The following is a 21,288-nucleotide window of genomic DNA, read 5'->3' as shown; positions in this document are numbered from 1 at the left end:
TTGAGGGTTTTTGAAGACTGAACGGCAGGACTTTTACTTGGGGTCCGTCAAATGGCCGCCCGCTATGCGCAAGACTTGATCCGCCATACCGCTGAGAATTTGATTTTGTTCTGCAATCAGGAGCGTGAAACCTTGTTTTTTAAGCATTTCCAAAGCCTGTGCAATGGACTGGGCCAACACGGGTGCAATGCCCTCGCAAGGCTCGTCCAACAAAAGCAGGTGAGCCTGCGTCATCAAGGTTCGCCCAAGCGCCAGCATCTGCTGCTCGCCGCCGCTCATTTGTGAAGCGGGTCTGTCAAGCATGGCACCCAACGAAGGGAACAAATCTAAGATATCTTTTAGCTGCAGCGGCGCCGCCAAATTGCCCGATGTTTTAGCTTGCCCCGGTACTGCAATTTCTAAATTTTGCCGCACCGTCAGTGCCGAAAACAAGCGTCTGTCTTCAGGCACATAGCCAAGCCCTTTTTGAGAACGTTCATGGGGCGGGAGTTTTTCAAGCGAAATGCCTTGCCATTCAATCTCGCCGGTCGCATTGGGCATGAGGCCCATGATGGATTTCAGCAAGCTTGATTTGCCCGCGCCATTCAAGCCTTGAATCAGCACCATGCTGCCTTGACGCACAGTCAATGAAACGTCAAACAGGACTTGCGCCTGGCCATAGCTGGCATTCAGATGACGAACCTCAAGCATGGTCAGAAAACTCCAAGGCATCCAGGCTAGCGCCCAAATATCTTTCGCGAACCAAGGCATTGGCAGCCACTTCATGCGGCAGGCCTTGGGCGACCAATTGGCCCTCCATGAGCACCAACACCCTGTCTGCCACCCCAAACACCGCATCCATGTTGTGCTCGGTATAAAGCACGGTGGTACCTTGCTTGGCCAATGACTTGACGCGTTGCATCATGTCAGCGCGCTCAGTGGGTGACAAGCCTGCAGCTGGCTCGTCCAAAAGTAACAAACCTGCTTGAGGATCGTTGAGCCCAGCCATGGCCACAGCCAGTTCCAATCGTTTCTTGGCGCCGTAAGACAAATTCATGGCGGGTGTGTGGAGCGCATCGTGACTCAGGTCGTCCAAGCCCATTTTTTGAAGCCAGGCTGTAGCGGTATTCACTTCACATTGATCCAATGCGTCAAACATCGACACACCCGGAGCAGCCTTCAAGGCCAATTGCAAATTTTGAAACACACTCAAGGCCTCAAACACTTGCGCCACTTGAAATGTTCGGGCGACCCCCATACCGCGGCGACTCTCTGCTGGTACATGCATCAAATTTTGGTCACGCCAAGTGACGCTGCCCTGCTTAGCGAGTTGTTGACCTGCCAAGCAAGCAAAGCACGTGGACTTGCCAGCACCATTGGGGCCAATGAGTGCCACACACTCACCAGCCAAGACTTGAAAACTAACACCCTTGAGGGCGTGCACAGCGCCATAGTGCTGATGCAAGTCTTGAACCTCTAAAACCGGTCTCATGCGCGCCCCTCGTGGTTCAACTTTCGAGCAAAGCGCTGCGTCCAATTTGTGCCCAAAATACCTTCAGGCGCAAACACCACCAAGAGCATGATGACCAGGCCCAAGAAGCCACGCCAATATTCAAAATGACGCGCCATTTCAGCGCCCAAACCTTTTAAAAACACACTGCCTGCAAGGCTGCCCCAGACATGGTGAACACCGCCCAACAACACCATCATGAGGGCATCTACAGATTGGGCAATGGATGCAACTGAGGGAAACACCGCACCTTTGCTAATGGCCCATAAGGCACCCGCCAATCCCGCCAAAGCTGCACTTAAAAAGAAAACTTGCGCATTGAGTTGACCCACCTTGAAGCCACTGGCCATGGCCCTTAGCGGCGCATCTCTGCCCGCTTGCAAGGCAGCACCAAAGCTCGATTGCACCAGGCGTTTGAATGCCAACATCGACAACACGCACAAGCTCAGTAACAAAGTTTGAAAAACCCAGCGAGGCGTTTCCGCCAAGAATGTCAGGCCTATCAAACCATTGTCGCCGCCAGTTAAGTTAACCCACTGACTGGCACTGGCCCAGACCACTTGCGCAAAAGCCATGGAGAGCATGGCCAGATAAACACCCGAGCTTCGTTTGAGCAAACGCACCATCAAGGCTGCCGCCAAAACAGAAACACACACACCGCAAAGTGCAGCAAGCCATGCATTGAATTGCCAATGCACATGGCTCAGTGCGGCGGCATAGGCCCCCAATCCAAAGTACGCTGCATGACCAAAGCTCACCCACCCAGAAAGCGCCATCATCCATTGCAAGCTCAGACCAAAGAGCAACATGATCAGCACATCTTCTAAGACACTTTGGGCATAGTCACCGGAGACCATTACCCCCATAGCCAAGCAAACCAGCAAAATCCAAAAGCTCAACTGAAGCACTTGATTGCGAAGTCCCAAATTAAAACTTGGCACCCGTTCTCGTTGGGCAGCACCCGGCAACTCGCCCATCAAGCCTTGAGGCCTGACCGCCAACACCAAGGCCATGGTTAAGAAAACCAATACCAAGGTGGCCTGTGGAAAAAAGTGAATGCCAAAAGCATGCACGCAACCGATCAGCACAGATGCCATGAAGGCACCTGCAATACTGCCCAGACCACCCATCACCACCACCACAAAAGTCTCCACCACCATTTGCAAATCCATTTGCAAATTGGCGGGCTCTCTGGGCAACTGCAAGGCGCCCGCCAAACCGGCTAAGCCACAGCCCAACACGACCACACCCATCATGAGCGGCGCAGGATTAATGCCCAAGGCATCCAACATGTCGCGGTCTTGAGTGGCAGCACGAACTTGTTGACCCCATTTGGTTTTGGTCAGCAGCAAATGCAACAACAGCCAGACCAAGGGCCCAGCGCACAAAATCAAAAGTTGCCACTGCGGAAAAAAATCTTCACCGATTTGAACGGCACCCTTCAGACCTGGGAATCTGGGCGCAAAAATTTCATTGGGACCTAAGCACCAAAGCAACACATCATGGACCACCAAGCTCAAACCAAATGTCGCCACCAAGGGATACAGCGGTGGTGAATTGCGAAGTGGCCTGAACAACAAAGCTTCTGTGAACGCCCCTAACAAAGCTGCGCACAGGGCGCCCATGAGCATGGCCAAAAAATAAGTGCTTGCATTGTCGGCCCACGAAGCTTGCCATTGCGTGACCCAACTGCCAGCGACCAATGCGCCCAACATGAAAAAACTGCCGTGCGCAAAATTGACAATGCGGGTGACGCCAAACACCAACGTCAAACCCGCAGCCATCATGAACAATGTGCTTGCATGGCTCAGGCCATTCAAGCACTGAATCAACCAAAAACTCATTCAATCCAATGCGTGAAAGAACCCGCGTCAACGCGTGTTGTTTTGAATGTGTTGACCAAGGCCGACTCATCGGCGTAGCCCAAGGACATGCCGCACACCATCATTTCGTTCTCGCCAGCGCCAATGTGTTTGAAAATAATTTTTCCAAAATTATTCCAAGCAGCTTGAGGGCAGGTGTGCAATCCACGTGCGCGAGCCGCCAGCATGATGCTTTGAATGAACATGCCGTAGTCGAGCAAACTGCCGCGGCCCATGACCTTGTCTAAGGTAAACATCAAACCCACAGGGGCACCAAAAAATCGGAAGTTTTGTTGCTGCTGCAAGTGCATTTTTTCTTTGTCGCCCTTGCCAATTCCCAGGACACCATAAAGACCAAAACCACATTCACGGCGTCTGTCGATGTAGGGGCTAACCCATTTGGTGGGGTAGTAGTCGTACTCTTCGGCAAAGTCAGCTGCCAATGCAGGGTTGGCCGCCATGGCGTTATGGGCATCACAAACTTCGGTTACCAACTTGTCTTTTGCAGCGCCCTGCAAAACATACACTTTCCAAGGCTGCGTGTTGGTGCCACTGGGAGCACGTGCCGCCACCTGCAGCAAATCTTCCAACACCGATTTTTCAACAGGCTTGTCCAAATAAGCACGGGTTGAAAAGCGGCTCAAAATGGCGTCGTCCACACTGTGGGGATCTGCAATCACCGTGCTAACTTGGGGTGAACTGAGTTCTTTCATGTTTATTGCTCCAATCCTTTTGAATTTGTTTCAAGGTCTTATCACCCTCGATTTTGCCAGTGAAGCCAGTGACTCAGCGCCAGCCGCCATGTATTCATTTGAACCGCTACGGTTGATGAAAGATCGTGTCCATAGCCGCCGCCCATGCAAATCATCATGGGCAAGTTGTCTTTCTTGGCCCAATCAAACACAGTTTGGTCCCTTGCCGCCATGCCCGCCTCCGTCAGTTTGAGGCGCCCTAGCCTATCGCCCTCGTGCGCGTCAGCGCCCGCGAGATAGATCAAAAAGTCAGGTTTAAAGCTCTGGGATGCTTGATTCAATGCCCCCGTCAAGGCCTCTAAATAGGGCAAATCGGTACAACCGTCCGGCAAACCCACATCCAAGTCGCTTGGGACTTTGCGAAAGGGAAAGTTCTTTTCGCCATGCAAAGAGAGTGTAAAAACGGAGCTGTCGTTGGCAAAAATGCTGGCGGTGCCATTGCCTTGATGGACATCCAAGTCCACCACCAGCACCTGCAAAGTCGTTTTGGTTTGCCGAAAATGCTCCATTTGAAGCACCCTGGCCGTCACGGCAATGTCGTTGAACACGCAAAATCCACCGCCTTGATTGGCGCTGGCATGGTGCGTCCCCCCGGCCAAATTGCCGGCTATCCCCTCCTTCATGGCCACCCTGCCTGCTGCAATGGAAGCCCCGGCCGAGCGGACCGACCGTTCTGCCATGGCGGGCGTCCACGGAAAGCCAATTTCCCTGAGTGCCTCACGGCTCAGGGTGCCAGCCATTATGGCTTGAACATAATCTGGAGCATGGGCCAAGGCCAATTCGCCTTCGGTGGCTGCCGGTGCCTCCAGCATTTGAACGGCACGGAGTTCTTGGGACACCCTCTGCCGCAGCATGCTGTACTTGGCCATGGGAAAGCGATGCCCCTCTGGCAGAGGCAGCACAAAATGGTCCGAATAAAAGGCTTTCATGACGATATTGTGTCCTGAGCGGGTCGATTTCAATTTCTAGAAAGCCGACTCTAAAATGCTGCGTTGCAACAAAAACCCCTTGTAATCGGCTCCGAAGTGCCTAAAATCCAAACCATGCTGCACTGCAACAAGATGTAGACGAAGCGTCAAGCCAAGTCAGTTCGGAGCAGTCCCTTTGAAACTTTTTTAATTTACGGAGATCCAAATGATGACTACAGAACAAATCGTCGCTTCACACAAAGCCAACGTCGAAACCCTCTTCGGTTTGACACACAAAGCCTTTGAAGGCGTTGAGAAATTGGTTGAATTGAACCTGACAGCTACCAAAGCTGCCTTGAGCGAGTCTGCACAAAGCACCAAAGCTGCTTTGAGCGTGAAAGACGCCCAAGAATTGATGGCTTTGCAAGCCAACTTGTTCCAGCCTTTGGCTGAGAAGACAGCTGCTTACAGCCGTCACCTCTATGACATCGCTTCTGGTACTTCTAACGAATTCACCAAAGCTTTGGAAGCCCAAACAGCTGCTGCCCAAAAGCAGTTCGCTAACTTGGTCGACTCTGCTACTTCTAACGCACCTGCTGGCTCTGAAACAGCTGTTGCCATGATGAAGAGCGCCGTCAACGCTGCCAACAACGCTTACGAATCAGTTCAAAAAGCTGTCAAGCAAGCCACTGACATGGCTGAAGCCAACATGGCTGCTGTGACCAACACAGCCGTTGCAACTGCTAAGACAGCTACCAAAAAGCGTTAATTAACGCGCCAAGAAAAGGCCCGATCCAATCGGACCTTCTCTTCTCAAAAAGCCGGTGATTCATCATCGGCTTTTTTTATGTCTGAAACCTTCGCAATATCAAGGCTTGACTGCGTAAGCGCTCAAGACTTCCTTTAGCTTTGGCAGAGCTTTAAGCATGGCCTCCCGACCCGCTTCGATCGACTTTCGTCTGGCGGTAAAGTCGGCGCTCTTGACCCCTGTGAGGGATGGCTTGACCACAATGTCAGCGTCCTTCAACAAGACTGTGTTCAAGCTTTTGCCCATGATGTTGAAGGTTTGCATCAAGATTTGAAACGTATCGGATGCAGGGCTGCCCTCTGGGTCTGTTGAGATGTCCACCGCAATGACCACGTTGGCGCCCATCTCTCGTGCTTGACGCACTGGCACGGGTGAGACCAAGCCTCCGTCTACGTATTCTCTGCTGCCAATTTTGACGGGTTGAAAGACCGCAGGAACAGCACTGGAAGCTCGAACAGCGGCACCCGTATTGCCGCGTCTAAACAAGACTGGCTCGCCATTGTGCAAGTCGGTGGCCACAATGCCCAAGGGCATCTTCATTTGCTCAATTAAACGATTGCCAACTTGTGCGTTGACATACCGCGCCAAGGCTTCTCCGCGCAACGCACCTCGGTTCAAGATAGGCATCATCCAATCGGTAATTTCGGCCTCCTCCATGGTTTCGGCCACGCGCCGCAGTTGCGCGCTGTTTTTGCCGCTGGCATACAAAGCTGCAACCAAACTGCCTGCAGAGGTGCCCACCACCAATTCAGGTTGAATGCCCGCTTCTTCTAAAACTTGAATGACGCCCACATGGGCAAAGCCTCGCGCTGCACCGCCGCCCAACGCCAATCCCAGATGCAAAACCTTGGGCGGTGCTATGGGTTCGGCCACAAAAGGCGGACTTATAGGCGGCAAACTTGGTGACACACTTGGCGAAGGTGCATCGATGCTGGCGGGTGGTTTGACAGTACTTGTTTCAGTCGGTTTGACGCTGGCACACCCCGAAAGGATCAGCACCCCAAGCAAACTCATTCGAAATAGCGTCAGCCTAATAGCTTGCCACCTGAAGGCGCTTGACCCAAAGGGCCATGACTTAACTTGCATAATGATGTGACTTTATTAAAGGTCTCAGATTTCAATGGAACAGCTACAAGCGAGTAAGCAGCGGCAATGGCCGTTTCGATTTATTGCAATGGGCGCTTTATTGGCAGCCTTATCGGTCATTGCCTCAGCTTATGCTGCGCATGGCAACAGTTTAAACGGCACATCACCCTCAATGATTCAAGCCGCATTGCATTTGCTCCAATTTCACGCCATTGGCCTCATTTTGGTAGGCATCCTGGGCCAGTCAAGGCCCAATGAAAAACGCCTGCAAGTTGCAGGCGCCCTCTTTATGCTGGGTTGTTTGTTTTTTTCGATCAATATTTTGCTGCGCGCTTGGCATGACATTCAAACCTTCAGAGCGCTGGTACCTGGGGGAGGCACCAGCTTCATATTAGGTTGGTTGGCATTTGCCTTGGCTTATGTGCGCAAAATTAAGCAGCCACCGGCGTCCGAATCAGGTGATCAAACGCGCTAAGTGCCGCTTTGGCGCCCTCGCCGGCCGCAATCACAATTTGTTTGTAAGGCACGGTGGTGCAATCGCCCGCCGCAAACACACCTGGCACGTTGGTGTGGCCTTTGGCGTCAACCATGATTTCACCAAACTTGCTCAGTTCAAAAGTGCCCTTCAAAAACTCGGTGTTGGGAATCAAGCCGATCTGAACAAACACGCCTTCTAAAGCCACGTGGTGCTCTTCACCAGACGCGCGATCTTTAAAGCGAATGCCGTTGACCACACTGCCGTCGCCCGTAATTTCTGTCGTTTGCGCATTGGTGTGAATGGTCACGTTGTTCAAGCTCTTGAGTTTGTTCACCAAGACTGCATCGGCTTTGAGTTGGTCGGCAAATTCAATGACGGTCACGTGGGCCACAATGCCGGCCAAGTCGATGGCGGCTTCAATGCCAGAGTTGCCACCGCCAATGACGGCCGTGCGTTTGCCTTTGAACAAGGGGCCATCGCAATGCGGGCAATACGCCACACCCTTGTTTTTGTACTCCTGTTCGCCAGGCACATTGACATTGCGCCAGCGGGCACCCGTTGAAAGAATCACGGTGCGGGCATGCAAAGAGCCGCCGTTTTCCATTTGCACTTGAATCAGGCCATCAGGTTCTGTGGCTGGCACCACTTTGGATGCCTTCTGCAAATTCATGATGTCGACACCGTAGTGACGGACCTGTTGCTCTAAGGCAGCGCCAAATTTAGGACCATCGGTTTCCAACACAGAGATGTAGTTTTCAATGGCCATGGTGTCGTTCACTTGACCGCCAAAACGCTCTGCGGCCACACCCACCCGAATGCCTTTGCGGGCTGCATACACAGCCGCTGCAGCGCCAGCAGGACCACCGCCAACGATGAGCACGTCAAACGTCTCTTTGGCATTGATTTTGGCGGCTTCGCGATTGGCGGCACCGGTATCAATCTTGGCCACAATTTCTTCCACCGACATGCGGCCAGAACCAAATACTTTGCCGTTCAAAAACACCATGGGCACAGCCATGATTTCGCGCTCGGTCACTTCTTGTTGGAAGGCACCGCCTTCAATCACCACGGTCTTGACCTTAGGGTTGAAGATGGCCATGAGCGACAAAGCCTGAACCACGTCTGGGCAGTTGTGGCAAGACAAAGACATGTAGACCTCAAAGTTGAAATCGCCGTCCAACGCCCTGATGGCGTCCAGCACATCTTGTTCAACTTTAGGAGGATGGCCGCCCGTCCACAGCAGGGCCAAAACCAATGAGGTGAATTCATGACCCAAAGGCAATCCTGCAAAACGAACGCCCTGTGTTTCGCCATCGCGCGCCACCAAAAAGGAAGGCTTGCGTGCATCGTCTCCCGAAGTGTCCAAAGACACCTTGTCAGACAAGCTCACAATGGTCTCGAGCAGGCTGCGCATTTCCACGCCGGTCTCGCTGTCGTCTAAGGAGGCAATCAAGCGGATGGGTGCGCGCAGCATACCTAAGTAGGTTTGCAATTGCGATTTGAGTGTGTCGTCTAACATGTTTCTCTCCTAATGCGTGATCCGTTTAAAGTCGATGCGCTGCCAGACCCACGCTGGAACGTAGGCCCTTAAGCTGCGACTTAAAGTGGGAAGTGGTTGAGGGGAAGACACACAGCCATGGCTGGCCAGATGTCTTTCCCACAACGCCCTGTTGACAGGGCATTGATGGTTTTGAAATTAGATCTTGCCGACCAAATCCAAAGAAGGTGTCAAAGTCTTAGCGCCTTCTTTCCACTTGGCGGGGCAAACTTGACCTGGGTTTGCAGCTGTGTACTGAGCAGCAGTCAACTTGCGCAGTGTTTCAGACACGTCACGTGCGATTTCGTTGGAGTGCACTTCCATGGTCTTGATGATGCCGTCTGGGTTGATCACGAAGGTACCGCGCAAGGCCAGACCGTCTTCTTCAATGTGCACGCCAAAAGCACGTGTCAACTTGTGTGTTGGGTCACCGATCAATGGGAACTTGGCTTTGCCCACTGCAGGCGATGTCTCGTGCCACACTTTGTGTGAGAAGTGTGTGTCGGTGGTCACGATGTAAACCTCTGCACCAGCCTTTTGGAAAGCAGCGTAGTTTTCAGCAGCGTCTTCAATTTCTGTAGGGCAGTTGAAGGTGAAAGCGGCGGGCATGAAAATGAAGACGTTCCACTTGCCTTTGAGGCTAGCTTCTGTAACTTCAATGAACTTGCCATTGTGGAAAGCTTGGTTTTTGAAAGGCTGAACTTGTGTGTTGATGAGTGACATGGTTTTGACTTTAGGTTGGTTAAAAAAAAGGATTAATGAGAAAACTCATTGGGCTCAATGCTAAACGCGATTGAACGCTCTCATGATTGGTAGTTTTTATGACCCTGATAGTCTGGGGGCACCAAAATAGGCATAATTGACGTTTACGTAACGTCAATCAATCAGGAGTCAATCATGGACATTCAAGGCAAGGTTTTCATTGTGACCGGCGGCGCATCTGGCTTAGGCGAAGGGACTGCACGCATGCTGGCAGCCAATGGCGGCAAAGTGGTTATTGCAGACATGCAAGCCGAAAAAGGCGAAGCCATCGCCAAAGAGCTGGGCGGCGCTTTCGTCAAGTGCGACGTCAGTAACGAGGCCGATGGCCAAGCCGTCGTGGCCAAGGCGGTGTCCTTGGGCAAGTTGGTGGGCTTGGTCAACTGCGCTGGCATTGCCCCCGCTGAAAAAACTGTGGGCAAAAATGGCGCCCATTCCTTGGCTGTGTTCAGCAAAACCATCACTGTCAATTTGATCGGTAGCTTCAACATGATTCGCTTGGCCGCAGAGGCCATGAGCCAAAACCAACCAGAGGCCACCGGTGAACGCGGTGTGATGATCTCTACGGCTTCCGTGGCGGCCTACGATGGCCAAATTGGTCAAGCGGCTTACTCCGCCTCCAAGGGCGGCGTGGTAGGCATGACATTGCCCATCGCTCGCGATTTGGCTCGCAACGGCATTCGCAACATGACCATTGCCCCTGGTATTTTTGGCACCCCCATGATGTTTGGCATGCCGCAAGATGTGCAAGATGCATTGGCCGCGTCTGTGCCCTTCCCAAGCCGCTTAGGCACACCCAACGACTATGCCAAATTGGTCAAACACATTTTGGACAACGACATGCTGAACGGTGAAGTGATTCGTTTGGATGGCGCCATTCGACTCGCACCCAAGTAAGTCATACACTTGGCCTTCCGTTACTTGGAGGGCCCTATGAATTTCTGGCAAGCACACCGCAAGCTCAGGCTTGCGGCTGCCATTTCGGCTTGCAGCATTTCATCTTTTGCCTTTGGGCAATCTGCCCAAGTTTCTGACTCGGCGCGCCTGCCTGCTGAGCCCACTTCATTCACAGCCCAAAAAGGCTGGGCCAGCCGGCAATTTTCTGTGGCCAGCGCCCATCCACTGGCCACTCAAGCAGGCTATGACATTCTGAAAGCTGGCGGATCGGCCATCGATGCCGCGGTGACCATTCAAATGGTTCTGACTTTGGTAGAACCGCAATCAAGTGGCATAGGCGGCGGCGCGTTGATTCTTCATCACGACGGGGTTCGCGTAGAGGCATACGATGGCCGTGAAACAGCGCCCGCAGCTGCCACTGAAAACCTTTTTTTAGACTCAAAGGGGCAACCCATTGGTTTTAAGGAAGCTGTGGCCAGCGGGCTCTCTGTCGGTGTGCCCGGTACGCTCAGTGTTCTTGAATTGGCTCACAAAGAACATGGCAAATTGGATTGGCCGCAATTGATTCAGCCCGCGATTGACCTGGCTGAGAACGGTTTCAAAATTAGCCCCAGACTTCATGCCGCTTTGTTAGACACACCAGATTTAAAAAACGATGCGGCAGCTCGCCAATATTTTTTTGACGCCAATGGACAAGCCCATCCCATCGGTTACGTTTTAAAAAATCCAGAACTGGCAAAGGTCTTCAAAGACCTTGCATCTAGAGGCTCTATCGCTTTGAAGAATGGCCCTTGGGCCCACGCCATCGTCCGCAAAGTACGCCAACACCCTCAGCGACCAGGGGCCATGACGCTTGAAGATTTGACCCACTACAAAGCCATCAAACGAGAGGCTTTGTGCTTTGACCATGCAGTCAAAGAGCCAGTGCGTGAATTCAAAATTTGTGGCTTTCCGCCGCCAAGTTCTGGGGCTTTGGCCATCGGCCAAATTTTGGGCATTCTGAATCACACCCCAGCAGTTGAGATGCCCTTGATGCAAGGCCTGCCCTCTTCGGATTGGCTGCATTTTTACAACGAGTCAGCCAAATTGGCATTTGCCGATCGCGCTATGTTTGTGGCCGACCCTGACTTTGTGAAAGCGCCTGGAGGCCGTTGGCAAAATTTGCTCACCCCCAACTACTTGCAACAAAGAAGCCAACTCATTGGGACTCACAGCATGAAGTCAGTGAAAGCCGGCCAGCCAGCGCTGCAAACCAATGCTTGGGCTCCCATGCCCGATCAACCCGAATATGGCACCAGCCACATCAGTGTGATCGACTCGTCTGGCCGGTCGGTTGCAATGACGACCACCATCGAAGCCAGCTTTGGCGCCAAATTGATGGTCAACTCTGATCAGGGACTTGCAGGCGGTTTTTTGCTGAACAATGAACTTACCGACTTTAGCTTTGCACCCAAAGATGTCCATGGCTTGCCCATTGCCAATCGGGTTGAGCCTGGTAAGCGACCCCGCTCATCGATGTCACCCACTTTGGTCTTTGACAAAGCAACCGGTCAGCTCAAACTGAGCGGCGGCAGTCCAGGCGGTGCCGCCATCATTCACTACACCACCAAGCTGTTGTTGGGCTCACTGAATTGGCATTTGAATGTGCAAGAAGCCATTGACCTGCCCAACTTTAGCAACCTCAATGGCCCTGCATTTTTAGAAGCCAAAAAATTTCCACTTCAGACCCTTCAAGGCCTCAAAAACAAAGGGCATGAGGTGCTTGAACTCCCCATGCCCAGTGGCCTTCAAGCCATTGAAGTGACGCCTTCAGGCTTCTTTGGCGGTGCAGACCCACGACGCGAAGGCAAGGTCATGGGGCCACAACCTTGAATCGAGTCGCTTGAATCAATATGCCTGACCCAACTGGCCCAAGATGGCTGGGTTTTCCAAAGTGCTAATGTCTTGCGTGATGGCTTCGCCTTTGGCCAAGCTACGGAGCAAACGGCGCATGATTTTGCCAGAACGGGTCTTGGGCAAGTTCTCGCCAAAGCGAATGTCTTTGGGCTTGGCAATGGGACCAATTTCTTTGGCAATGTGATCGCGCAATTGTTTGGCAATGGCCTTGCCTTCGTCGCCTGTGGGCAAAGGACGCTTGAGCACCACGAAGGCGCAGATAGCCTCACCCGTGGTGTCGTCAGGACGGCCCACCACAGCGGCTTCAGCCACCAACTCGGTGCAGCTCACTAAAGCAGATTCAATTTCCATGGTGCCCATGCGGTGACCCGACACGTTCAACACGTCGTCAATACGGCCCGTGATGGTGAAGTAGCCTGTTTCGGCATCGCGAATGGCACCGTCGCCAGCCAAGTAGTACTTGCCCTTGAAGTCGTCTGGGTAGTAGCTCTTGACGAAGCGATCGGGGTCACCCCAGATGGTGCGAATCATGGAAGGCCATGGGCGCTTGACCACCAAGATACCGCCTTGGCCATTGGGCATGTCTTTGCCGGTTTCGTCCACGATGGCGGCTTGAATGCCAGGGAAAGGCAGTGTGCAAGAACCGGGCACCATGGGTGTGACGCCGGGCAATGGCGTGATCATGTGACCACCGGTTTCGGTTTGCCAGAAGGTGTCCACAATGGGGCAACGGCCGCCGCCCACGTGCTTGTGATACCACTCCCACGCTGCCGGGTTGATAGGCTCGCCCACAGAGCCCAGCAAGCGCAAGCTGCTCAGGTTGTAGCTCTTAGGATGCACAGCGTCATTGGCTTCGGCTGCTTTGATGAGTGAACGAATGGCGGTAGGAGCCGTATAGAAAATGGAGACTTTGTGATCTTGAATCATTTTCCAGAAACGGCCTGCGTCTGGGTAAGTCGGCACGCCTTCAAAGACAATTTCGGTACCGCCCAAGGCCAAGGGGCCATAGGTGATGTAGGTGTGACCTGTGACCCAACCGATGTCGGCGGTACACCAGAACACGTCGTCTTGCTTCAAGTCGAAGGTCCACTTGGTGGTGAGAGCTGCGTGCAACAAGTAGCCACCGGTAGAGTGTTGAACACCTTTGGGTTTGCCTGTGGAGCCCGATGTGTAAAGCAAAAACAAGGGGTGCTCAGCGCTGACCCACTCTGGCTCGCAGGTGGTGGCTTGGTTGGCAATCAGGTCTTGCATCCATGTGTCACGGCCTGCTGTCATGGCCACATCGGCGCCGCTGCGCTTAACCACCAAGACGTTTTTGATAGTGTCGCAACCGCCCAAAGCGAGGGCTTCGTCCACAATGGATTTGAGGGGCAACTGCTTGCCACCGCGAATTTGATGATCGGCCGTGATGACGGCTTTGGCGCCAGTGTCTTCAATGCGGTCGCGCAATGATTGGGCAGAGAAGCCACCGAACACCACAGAGTGTGTGGCACCGATACGGGCGCAAGCCTGCATGGCAGCCACACCGTCGATGGACATGGAAATGTAGATGACGACACGGTCGCCCTTTTGAATGCCGATGGACTTCAGGCCATTGGCAATTTGGCAAGTTTTGGCCAGCAATTCGCTGTAGGTGATGCGTGTAACTTCGCCGCCGTCCGCTTCAAAAATAAGAGCAGTTTTGTTGCCCAGGCCTTTTTCAATGTTGCGGTCTAAGCAGTTGTAAGAGGCATTCAGCGTGCCGTCTTCGAACCACTTGAAGAAAGGTGCCTTGGATTCGTCCAAGACTTTGGTGAAGGGAGTTTTCCAAGAGATGAATTCCTTGGCCAGGCGTCCCCAGTAGCCTTCGTAATCGGTTTCGGCTTCTTTGCAAAGCGCCTGATAGGCGGGCATGCCAGAAACGTGGGCATTTTTGACGAAGTCAGCGCTGGGCTGATAAATGGTGGCGCTCATTCTGTGTCTCCTGAAGGAACAAGTTCTAAATATTGCCCATGAATGTCGTTCTTAGCTCTTACAGACCCCTGACTGACGCCATTCTTTCATTTAGCCAATGGGACCGTCAACAGGGGGAATCAGTAGGGCTTTAAAATGCTCTCTTTACGATCAGTTTTACCCCAAAGCACCCTATGGCCGAACCAAAACCACGTCACCCAGAAGCAGCATCCTTGAGACCGCTTCCCAAACTGATCTTTGCCAGTCGCTGGCTACAGTTGCCTTTGTATTTAGGCCTGATCGCCGCGCAAGCGGTCTATGTGTATCACTTTTGGGTGGAGTTGGTGCATTTGCTGGAAGCTGTGTTTGGCAATCAAGCCGCCCTTCAGGCTTTGATCACCGGCATTGGCTACAAAGTTGACACCCCCATCACAAGCCTGAATGAAACCATCATCATGCTGGTGGTGCTGGCATTGATCGACGTGGTCATGATTTCCAATCTGCTGATCATGGTCATTGTGGGTGGCTATGAAACTTTTGTATCTCGCATGAACTTAGAGAGTCACCCCGATCAACCCGAGTGGTTGGACCATGTCAATGCGTCGGTGCTTAAAGTCAAGTTAGGTACGGCCATCATTGGCATCAGCTCTATCCATTTGCTCAAAACTTTCATCAATGCTGCCAACTACACCGAGCAGGTTTTGATGTGGCAAACCATCATTCATGTGACCTTCTTGCTGAGCGCATTGGCCATTGCCTACACCGACAAGTTGATGTCGCACCATGGTCATAGCGCAAAACACTGAACCAAAATCTACACCCCTTGTAAAAGCTCATCATGACCACACTGATTAAACAAGAAGACCTGATTGAATCCGTTGCAGCTGCCCTGCAATACATCAGCTACTACCACCCTGCCGATTTCATTTCACATTTGGCCAGCGCCTATCACCGCGAGCAAAGTCCTGCGGCCAAAGACGCCATTGCACAAATTTTGACCAACAGCAAAATGAGCGCCATTGGTCATCGCCCTATTTGCCAAGACACGGGCATCGTCAATGTGTTCTTGAAAATTGGCATGGACGTCAAGCTAGAGAACTTCACCGGCAGCTTAGAAGACGCCATCAACGAAGGTGTTCGCCGTGGTTACAACTACGCCGACAACATGCTGCGTGCCTCTGTGGTAGCCGACCCCGAGTTTGCTCGCAAGAACACGCAAGACAACTCCCCCGCTGTCATCTTCACGCAAATTGTGCCTGGCAACAAATTGGACATCACGGTGGCGGCCAAGGGTGGCGGCAGTGAGAACAAATCCAAAATGGTCATGCTCAACCCGAGCGACAGCGTCATTGATTGGGTCCTTAAAACAGTGCCCACAATGGGTGCTGGCTGGTGCCCTCCCGGCATGCTAGGCATTGGCATTGGTGGCACAGCCGAAAAAGCCGTCCTCATGGCCAAAGAAAGTTTGATGGACGACTTGGACATGTACCAGTTGCTCGAAAAATCAAGCAAAGGCGAGAAGCTGACGCAAGTTGAAAACATGCGTTTAGAAATCTACGAAAAGGTCAACGCTCTGGGCATCGGCGCTCAAGGTTTGGGCGGCCTCACCACTGTGCTCGACATCAAAATCAAGATGTACCCAACGCACGCCGCCAGCAAGCCTGTGGCCATGATTCCCAACTGCGCCGCCACGCGTCATGCCCACTTTGTCATGGACGGCTCTGGCCCTGTCTACTTAGATGTGCCATCTCTCGATTTGTGGCCCGATGTCAACTGGACACCCGACACCGAGAAGAGCAAGCGCGTCGATTTGAACGCACTCACGCCGGCAGAAGTGGCCAGCTGGAAACCCGGCCAAACTTTGTTGCTGAATGGCAAGATGCTGACCGGTCGCGATGCTGCCCACAAACGCATCCAAGACATGTTGGCCAAAGGCGAGAAGTTGCCTGTCGACTTCACCAACCGCGTCATTTACTACGTGGGCCCTGTTGATCCCATCAAGGGTGAAGCCGTGGGCCCTGCAGGCCCTACCACGGCCACGCGCATGGACAAGTTCACCGACATGATGTTGGCCCAAACTGGCCTCATTGCCATGGTTGGCAAAGCCGAGCGCGGCCCGGTTGCCATTGAAGCCATTCAAAAGCACAAGTCTGCCTATTTGATGGCCGTGGGTGGTGCCGCTTACTTGGTATCCAAGGCCATTAAGCAATCCAAAGTGGTGGGCTTTGCCGACCTGGGCATGGAAGCCATCTATGAGTTTGATGTGGTCGACATGCCCGTCACGGTGGCCGTAGACTCCGGTGGCACCAGCGCGCACATTACAGGCCCCGCTGAATGGCAAAAACGCATTGCCACAGGCGAGTTCAAAGGCATCAAAGTTGCCAGCAACTGAGCCCAACACTCAGCGCGCCATTGGCGTTTTTGACAGCGGCATTGGCGGTCTGAGTGTGTTGCAAGCCATGCGTGCAGAAATGCCGCATGAGCGTTTCATTTATTGGTCTGACAGTGCCTTTGCGCCCTATGGCGAAAGGTCCGATGAATTTGTCATCGACCGATCTCATTTCATTACGGAGCAACTGATTGCCAAAGGCAATGTCAAGACTGTGGTGGTGGCGTGCAACTCAGCCACCGCAGTGGCCATAGAAAGTCTGCGTCAACAGTTTCCAGATTTGCCTTTTGTAGGGGTTGAACCCGCCCTAAAACCAGCCATCGGCGTTTCCCAAACTGGCCGCGTAGGCGTGATAGGCACCCATGCCACTTTGCAGAGCGCCCGCTTTGAAAAACTCTTAAGCAAAGTGCAAGCGGATGCATTGCCCAGTCAGTGTGAGTTTGTCATTCAGCCTTGCAAAGGTTTGGCTTTGGCCATCGAAAAGCAAACTGAAAAAGCACAAACCGATACGCAAGAAGTTGAGCAACTGTGCCGACACTATTTGAATGAGATGGGCACCTTTGGTAATGCAACTGGGCAGATAGACACCTTGGTTTTAGGCTGCACACACTATGTCTTTGTCGAAGAGCTCTTAAGGCAGATGGTGGGGCCCAAAGTCAACATCATTTCAACAGGGACTGCTGTGGCCAGACAAGCACATCGTTTGAGCGCCATCCCAACGCAAAGCGGCGTCGAAACAAAAGAGGAGTTGCACGATACGTCGCCTGACAGCATTCAACTCTGGACAAATGGGTCTTTAAGCGCCCTTGAGCATGCCGCAGACAGGTGGCTTAGCCTGCCCCCGCAGAGGTGTCATTGGATAGCACCTTCGGCCTCTTAATCGGGCATCCAAATCTTTGCGCCGCCTAAATCTAGGTGGGTGAGATAGATCCGAAGCTCAAACTCCCACTGCGCATAATCGGGCGCCATGTGATGACACAGTTTGTAAAACGCTTTGTCGTGCTCGCGAATTTTCAAATGAGCCAGTTCATGCACTGCAATCATTTGTAAAAATGCCAAAGGCGTGTCTTTGAACAAGGCAGCAACTTTGATGTCGTGCTTGGCTTTGAGCTTGCTGCCTTGGATGCGCGAGGTGGTGGTGTGCATGCCCAATGCGTGTTGAATGATATGCAGCTTGCTGTCAAAGCTGACCTTGTTGATGGGGTCGGCTTGCCTTAAAAACTCATTCTTCAAATCCATGACAAAGGCATACAAAGCACTGTCAGTGCGGACACCATGTGCTTGTGGATGCCTAGACAACAACCAAGCGCCCAGACCGGGGCCTTCGCTGATTTTTTGCACTTGTTGCAGCAAGTCTTGAGGGTAGGCTTGCAAATATCGATATGAAGTCACAGTGAAAATTCAGTGAATCACTTTAGAACATCCATTTCAAACCAAGGGTGAAGATGTTGTTTTTATTTGCACGACCCACACTGGTGTCGAGTTGAAGGTCTTCCATGACATTGAAACGCAAGCCAGCTGCAATGGTGGGCTTCTCGTGTTCCATGCCAAATTTTTCGATGTGTACGGTCACTTCTCCGTAGGCGCGCTCCCAAGCCACGCCCCAAGTACGAACCCTTTGGGAACTAGAAAAGTTGAGCGCACCTAAATTTGTATGCAGGCTTCCCAAGCGAGGGTGGTTACATGAAAACAAACCATTCACATAGGGCTGTGAGGACTGACCATCAACACGCGCATAACCGGTCACCGCACCAAAATTGCAACCATTGTCTTGCGTCGGTGACAGTCTGAATTTAGCTTGAATGTTTTGAGTTTGAATGCCTGAGAATTGCTCACGTGCAATTCCGGCCCCCAACTCCATGTTGTCAAAAGGCGCGTAGGCTGGCGCAACCGTCCAAGAGCGGACACCATTGGGAGATCGCGTCCACCAAGCTTCAATATGGCCGTCACCCGTGTCATTGACATTGGCATCGTCTACGGTCAAAGGGCGCCCTGCAAAGCTTGGGAAGCTGGCAAAAAACGCCGTCAAGACTAGGAGTGCTGAAGCCGAGTTGGCTATTGATCGTGAAGAAAATTGAGTTGACATAAAAAGTCATCAGAAGAAAAAGTTAATAAAAGCTGACCCAAGCGTACTGTAATTTATGGCTTCTTTGCAGCGGGGCTCAAGTCTTGCACTGCAAGTCGCTGGCCTCGTTGCACATTGATGGGTAGCAACAATAACCATCCCAATAAGAAAAGAATTGAAGTGGCTGCAATGGCCAGACGCTGATTGCCTTCCGTTGCCCATGTCACCAGGCCATACCCCATGGGTCCCAAAATACTGGCCAAGCGAATAGCAAAAGCCCACAGCCCAAAAAATTCAGCCAAGCGATTTGAAGGAATGAATAAGCCCGCCATGGCCCTGCCCGTTGACTGACTGGAGCCCATACAAACGCCTGCCAGAACCGCCGCCCACCAAAACATTTCTTTACTGCTGCTTAAAGCTGCCAATCCACAAGTTAAACCCCACCCCCACAAAGTGAGTGACAGCGCCAATTTATGACCGATTCGGTCTTGGGCATAGCCCAGGACCAAGGAACCCAACAAAGCAGCGATGTTGAGAACAAAAATCAGCATCATGGTTTCTTGGGGCTCAAAACCAATCACCTGCTCTGCGTAAATGGCAGCCAATGTAATGGCCACCGCCACACCGCCTTGGTAGGCAACGGCGCATGCAAGCAATTGCATGAAATCTTTGTAAGCTCTGGCTTCTTTGAATGTCTGAACCAGTTGTTGCCACCCGCCGACCTGAGACTGTCGAGTCAACTGCGGTTTGGCGTGCTCTTTCATCAAGGCGAAAGTGACGCCAGCAGCAAGAGCATAAATGGCTGCTGTCATGAGCATGGTGATGGGCACAAACTGCCCCGCTGTTTGCCCTTGGCCTTGCGCCCACAAAACATAGGCCAGGCAAACTCCCAAGGTCAGCATACCGCCGAGGTAACCCCAAGCCCATCCCCAGGCACTGATGCGGCCCATGGCTTCAGGCTTGGCCAACTCGGGCAAGAAAGCGGCCGTAAGCGATTCGCCGTAGGTATAAAAAGTATTGGAGATGACAATCAAAATCAAGGCCAATAAAACTTGGCCTGGCTCCACCCAAGCCAAAGCTGCCGTACTGACCACACAAGCGGCCGTCATGGCCATCAAGAGTTTCTTTTTGGCAGCGTGTCGGTCGGCCCACTCGCCCATGGCGGGCATGGTGAGCATGACGATGGCATATGAAACACTGAGGGCGCTGGTCCAAGCCAAGGTTGCCCACTCGGCCTTGTTGGCCACAGCGCCTACAAAATAGGCCGCAAATACGGCGGTGATGACCACGGTGGTGTAGCCAGAGTTGGCAAAGTCGTACATGGCCCAGCCAAATACTTCTTTGCGTTTGACCCCTGGATTGAGCACAGCCGCTGTTGTGTAGCTAAAGAATGAGGGTCAGTGCAAATGGCGTGGACGTCGACCACCACCATGACCGCCTTGTGGCCCGCCACCGCCACCCCCGCCGCGAGGTGGTTTGCCCAGTTCTAGGGAACTGACCAAGTTGTCAAAGCGTTGTGAAAACAGTTTGTCAATTTCGTGCACCACACCACTGAGCTCAGACCCATCGAAGTGACGCTCCATGAGGCCCACAACATCTTGAACCAGCAAATCGCGCTGGGCTTGCATGATGGCGGCTGGATCCGGGCCGACAAACAAAATAACAAAGTCGTCTCGAGATTCGGTGCCGCGAGATTCTTCGTCGTCGTCAAACTCGGTGTCGTAAAAGGTGATTTCCAGTTGGGCGCCTGCCGCTGAAATGTCGTTGATGTTCATGCACAAGTCGTCTAGGACTTGCCTGAAATCGTCGTTGCCGCGAACCGTCCAACACATTTGTAATTTGTGATCGGCAGCTTCAAAGCGAATACCGGTTTCTTCTTCGTAGAGGCTTTGGGCCCCCTCAGTGAGCGACTTGGCGCCAGCGTATTTCCAAAGTGGCTTGACGGCTTCTTGGAGGGCTTTGAAGTCAATATCCTCGCGAAGAGGAACTTCACCATGAACATGAATTTCAAAAGGCGGGTTGAAGGATGTCATGGCAATCTACTTAAGGTCAGTGGTGCCCCGGGCCGGAATCGAACCGGCACGCCCGCTATTAACGAAGCGGCGGATTTTAAGTCCGATGTGTCTACCAATTTCACCACCGGGGCTAATGCTCTATTGTGCCTTCAAGTTGAGCTTTTTGACATTAAAAAGCCCTCGAATGAGGGCTTTTGTTGAGCTCAAACAGGGTGTTTGAGCTCAAATGAAAGCAAATGTTAACCGCCTTTTTTGGCGCGCTTGCCTGGATTCTTTTTGCTGCGTGTGGCAACGCCGCGCTCTAAACTGACGCGCTGGCCGCGGCCGCTGGTGGGCAATGTAACGCCAGGCAGTGGCTTCAAGGGAGGTGTAAATTTACGGTCTGCTTCGGTAACGATCTTATTGCCCATCAATG

Annotated in this window: 21 protein-coding genes and 1 tRNA gene; 7 read left to right on the top strand and 15 right to left on the bottom strand. The window is 52.6% G+C overall.

The genetic code is table 11. The features are described from left to right. Positions 1-33: 33 nt before the first annotated feature. The 5 genes from AMM03_RS01745 to AMM03_RS01725 are packed head-to-tail and all read right to left on the bottom strand — an operon-like array spanning position 34 to position 5,032. Complete coding sequence (locus tag AMM03_RS01745) at positions 34-690, bottom strand: ABC transporter ATP-binding protein (RefSeq protein ID WP_090128745.1); 657 nt, start codon at positions 688-690, stop codon at positions 34-36. Then, positions 683-1,471 (bottom strand): ABC transporter ATP-binding protein, encoded by a 789-nt coding sequence (locus AMM03_RS01740; RefSeq protein WP_090128744.1) that lies wholly within the window; start codon positions 1,469-1,471, stop codon positions 683-685. Before AMM03_RS01740 ends, AMM03_RS01745 begins: the two co-directional genes overlap by 8 nt. Continuing rightward, positions 1,468-3,333 carry an ABC transporter permease gene (locus AMM03_RS01735; RefSeq protein ID WP_090128743.1) on the bottom strand — a complete coding sequence of 622 codons (1,866 nt, stop codon included), beginning with the start codon at positions 3,331-3,333 and terminating at the stop codon, positions 1,468-1,470. Before AMM03_RS01735 ends, AMM03_RS01740 begins: the two co-directional genes overlap by 4 nt. Then, on the bottom strand, positions 3,330-4,064 hold the full coding sequence (locus AMM03_RS01730) for a nitroreductase (RefSeq protein WP_090128742.1): 735 nt from the start codon (positions 4,062-4,064) through the stop codon (positions 3,330-3,332). The genes AMM03_RS01735 and AMM03_RS01730 overlap by 4 nt, the downstream gene beginning before the upstream one ends. A gap of 41 nt (positions 4,065-4,105) precedes the next feature. Next, the gene (locus AMM03_RS01725) at positions 4,106-5,032 is read right to left on the bottom strand and encodes a histone deacetylase family protein (protein WP_090128741.1); all 927 of its coding nucleotides are present in this window, start codon (positions 5,030-5,032) and stop codon (positions 4,106-4,108) included. Between the two features lie 205 nt (positions 5,033-5,237). Between AMM03_RS01725 and phaP the strand changes: the two genes are divergently transcribed. Further along, a complete protein-coding gene (gene phaP, locus AMM03_RS01720; protein WP_090128740.1) occupies positions 5,238-5,780 on the top strand; it encodes a TIGR01841 family phasin in 543 nt (180 codons plus the stop codon). Between the two features lie 99 nt (positions 5,781-5,879). Here phaP and AMM03_RS01715 read toward each other — a convergent pair whose 3' ends face one another. After that, entirely contained in the window at positions 5,880-6,833 is a 954-nt protein-coding gene (locus AMM03_RS01715) for a patatin-like phospholipase family protein (RefSeq protein WP_090128739.1), read from the bottom strand. 160 nt (positions 6,834-6,993) lie between these two features. Here AMM03_RS01715 and AMM03_RS01710 point away from each other — a divergent pair, with 160 nt between their 5' ends. Beyond that, positions 6,994-7,380 (top strand): DUF423 domain-containing protein, encoded by a 387-nt coding sequence (locus tag AMM03_RS01710; RefSeq protein WP_194942724.1) that lies wholly within the window; start codon positions 6,994-6,996, stop codon positions 7,378-7,380. Here AMM03_RS01710 and ahpF read toward each other — a convergent pair. Further along, positions 7,337-8,902, bottom strand: coding sequence for an alkyl hydroperoxide reductase subunit F (ahpF, locus tag AMM03_RS01705; protein ID WP_090128737.1), 1,566 nt, complete (start codon positions 8,900-8,902; stop codon positions 7,337-7,339). The two genes, AMM03_RS01710 and ahpF, sit on opposite strands and share 44 nt — an antisense overlap. A gap of 177 nt (positions 8,903-9,079) precedes the next feature. Next, positions 9,080-9,643 carry an alkyl hydroperoxide reductase subunit C gene (gene ahpC / locus AMM03_RS01700; protein WP_055361990.1) on the bottom strand — a complete coding sequence of 188 codons (564 nt, stop codon included), beginning with the start codon at positions 9,641-9,643 and terminating at the stop codon, positions 9,080-9,082. 174 nt (positions 9,644-9,817) lie between these two features. On the opposite strand from ahpC, the gene AMM03_RS01695 reads away from it, so the two are divergent. Then, entirely contained in the window at positions 9,818-10,576 is a 759-nt protein-coding gene (locus tag AMM03_RS01695) for a 3-hydroxyacyl-CoA dehydrogenase (protein ID WP_090128736.1), read from the top strand. Between the two features lie 36 nt (positions 10,577-10,612). Then, entirely contained in the window at positions 10,613-12,448 is a 1,836-nt protein-coding gene (locus AMM03_RS01690; RefSeq protein WP_090128735.1) for a gamma-glutamyltransferase family protein, read from the top strand. 15 nt (positions 12,449-12,463) lie between these two features. Here the strand turns inward: AMM03_RS01690 and acs are convergent, their stop codons facing one another. Further along, complete coding sequence (acs, locus tag AMM03_RS01685) at positions 12,464-14,425, bottom strand: acetate--CoA ligase (protein ID WP_090128734.1); 1,962 nt, start codon at positions 14,423-14,425, stop codon at positions 12,464-12,466. A 173-nt stretch (positions 14,426-14,598) separates the two neighbouring features. Here acs and AMM03_RS01680 point away from each other — a divergent pair, with 173 nt between their 5' ends. The 3 genes from AMM03_RS01680 to murI are packed head-to-tail and all read left to right on the top strand — an operon-like array spanning position 14,599 to position 17,673. Then, the gene (locus AMM03_RS01680) at positions 14,599-15,210 is read left to right on the top strand and encodes a TIGR00645 family protein (RefSeq protein ID WP_090128733.1); all 612 of its coding nucleotides are present in this window, start codon (positions 14,599-14,601) and stop codon (positions 15,208-15,210) included. Positions 15,211-15,242: 32 nt separating this feature from the next. Continuing rightward, positions 15,243-16,796, top strand: a complete 1,554-nt coding sequence (locus AMM03_RS01675; protein WP_090128732.1) for a fumarate hydratase — start codon at positions 15,243-15,245, stop codon at positions 16,794-16,796. Further along, complete coding sequence (gene murI / locus AMM03_RS01670) at positions 16,783-17,673, top strand: glutamate racemase (RefSeq protein ID WP_090128731.1); 891 nt, start codon at positions 16,783-16,785, stop codon at positions 17,671-17,673. The genes AMM03_RS01675 and murI overlap by 14 nt, the downstream gene beginning before the upstream one ends. Here murI and AMM03_RS01665 read toward each other — a convergent pair. The 6 genes from AMM03_RS01665 to AMM03_RS14095 all read right to left on the bottom strand — a co-directional run bounded on the left by AMM03_RS01665 (position 17,670) and on the right by AMM03_RS14095 (position 21,283). Beyond that, positions 17,670-18,185: a YgjP-like metallopeptidase domain-containing protein gene (locus AMM03_RS01665; protein ID WP_090128730.1), complete on the bottom strand. Its 516-nt coding sequence runs from the start codon at positions 18,183-18,185 to the stop codon at positions 17,670-17,672. The genes murI and AMM03_RS01665 overlap by 4 nt on opposite strands. A 22-nt stretch (positions 18,186-18,207) precedes the next feature. Then, positions 18,208-18,822: a hypothetical protein gene (locus AMM03_RS01660; RefSeq protein ID WP_090128729.1), complete on the bottom strand. Its 615-nt coding sequence runs from the start codon at positions 18,820-18,822 to the stop codon at positions 18,208-18,210. Between the two features lie 110 nt (positions 18,823-18,932). Then, the gene (locus AMM03_RS01655) at positions 18,933-20,180 is read right to left on the bottom strand and encodes an MFS transporter (RefSeq protein WP_090129282.1); all 1,248 of its coding nucleotides are present in this window, start codon (positions 20,178-20,180) and stop codon (positions 18,933-18,935) included. Between the two features lie 75 nt (positions 20,181-20,255). Further along, on the bottom strand, positions 20,256-20,891 hold the full coding sequence (locus tag AMM03_RS01650) for a DUF6806 family protein (RefSeq protein ID WP_090128728.1): 636 nt from the start codon (positions 20,889-20,891) through the stop codon (positions 20,256-20,258). 20 nt (positions 20,892-20,911) lie between these two features. Then, positions 20,912-21,004, bottom strand: a tRNA-Leu gene (locus AMM03_RS01645). A gap of 108 nt (positions 21,005-21,112) precedes the next feature. Beyond that, a complete protein-coding gene (locus AMM03_RS14095) occupies positions 21,113-21,283 on the bottom strand; it encodes a hypothetical protein (protein ID WP_194942722.1) in 171 nt (56 codons plus the stop codon). Positions 21,284-21,288 lie beyond the last annotated feature (5 nt).

The sequence above is a fragment of the Limnohabitans sp. Rim11 genome, assembly GCF_001269365.1.
In the GTDB taxonomy this organism is placed as follows: domain Bacteria; phylum Pseudomonadota; class Gammaproteobacteria; order Burkholderiales; family Burkholderiaceae_C; genus Limnohabitans_A.
The sequence above is the reverse complement of the archived record's forward strand: the minus strand, read 5'-3'. Positions and strand labels throughout refer to the sequence as shown.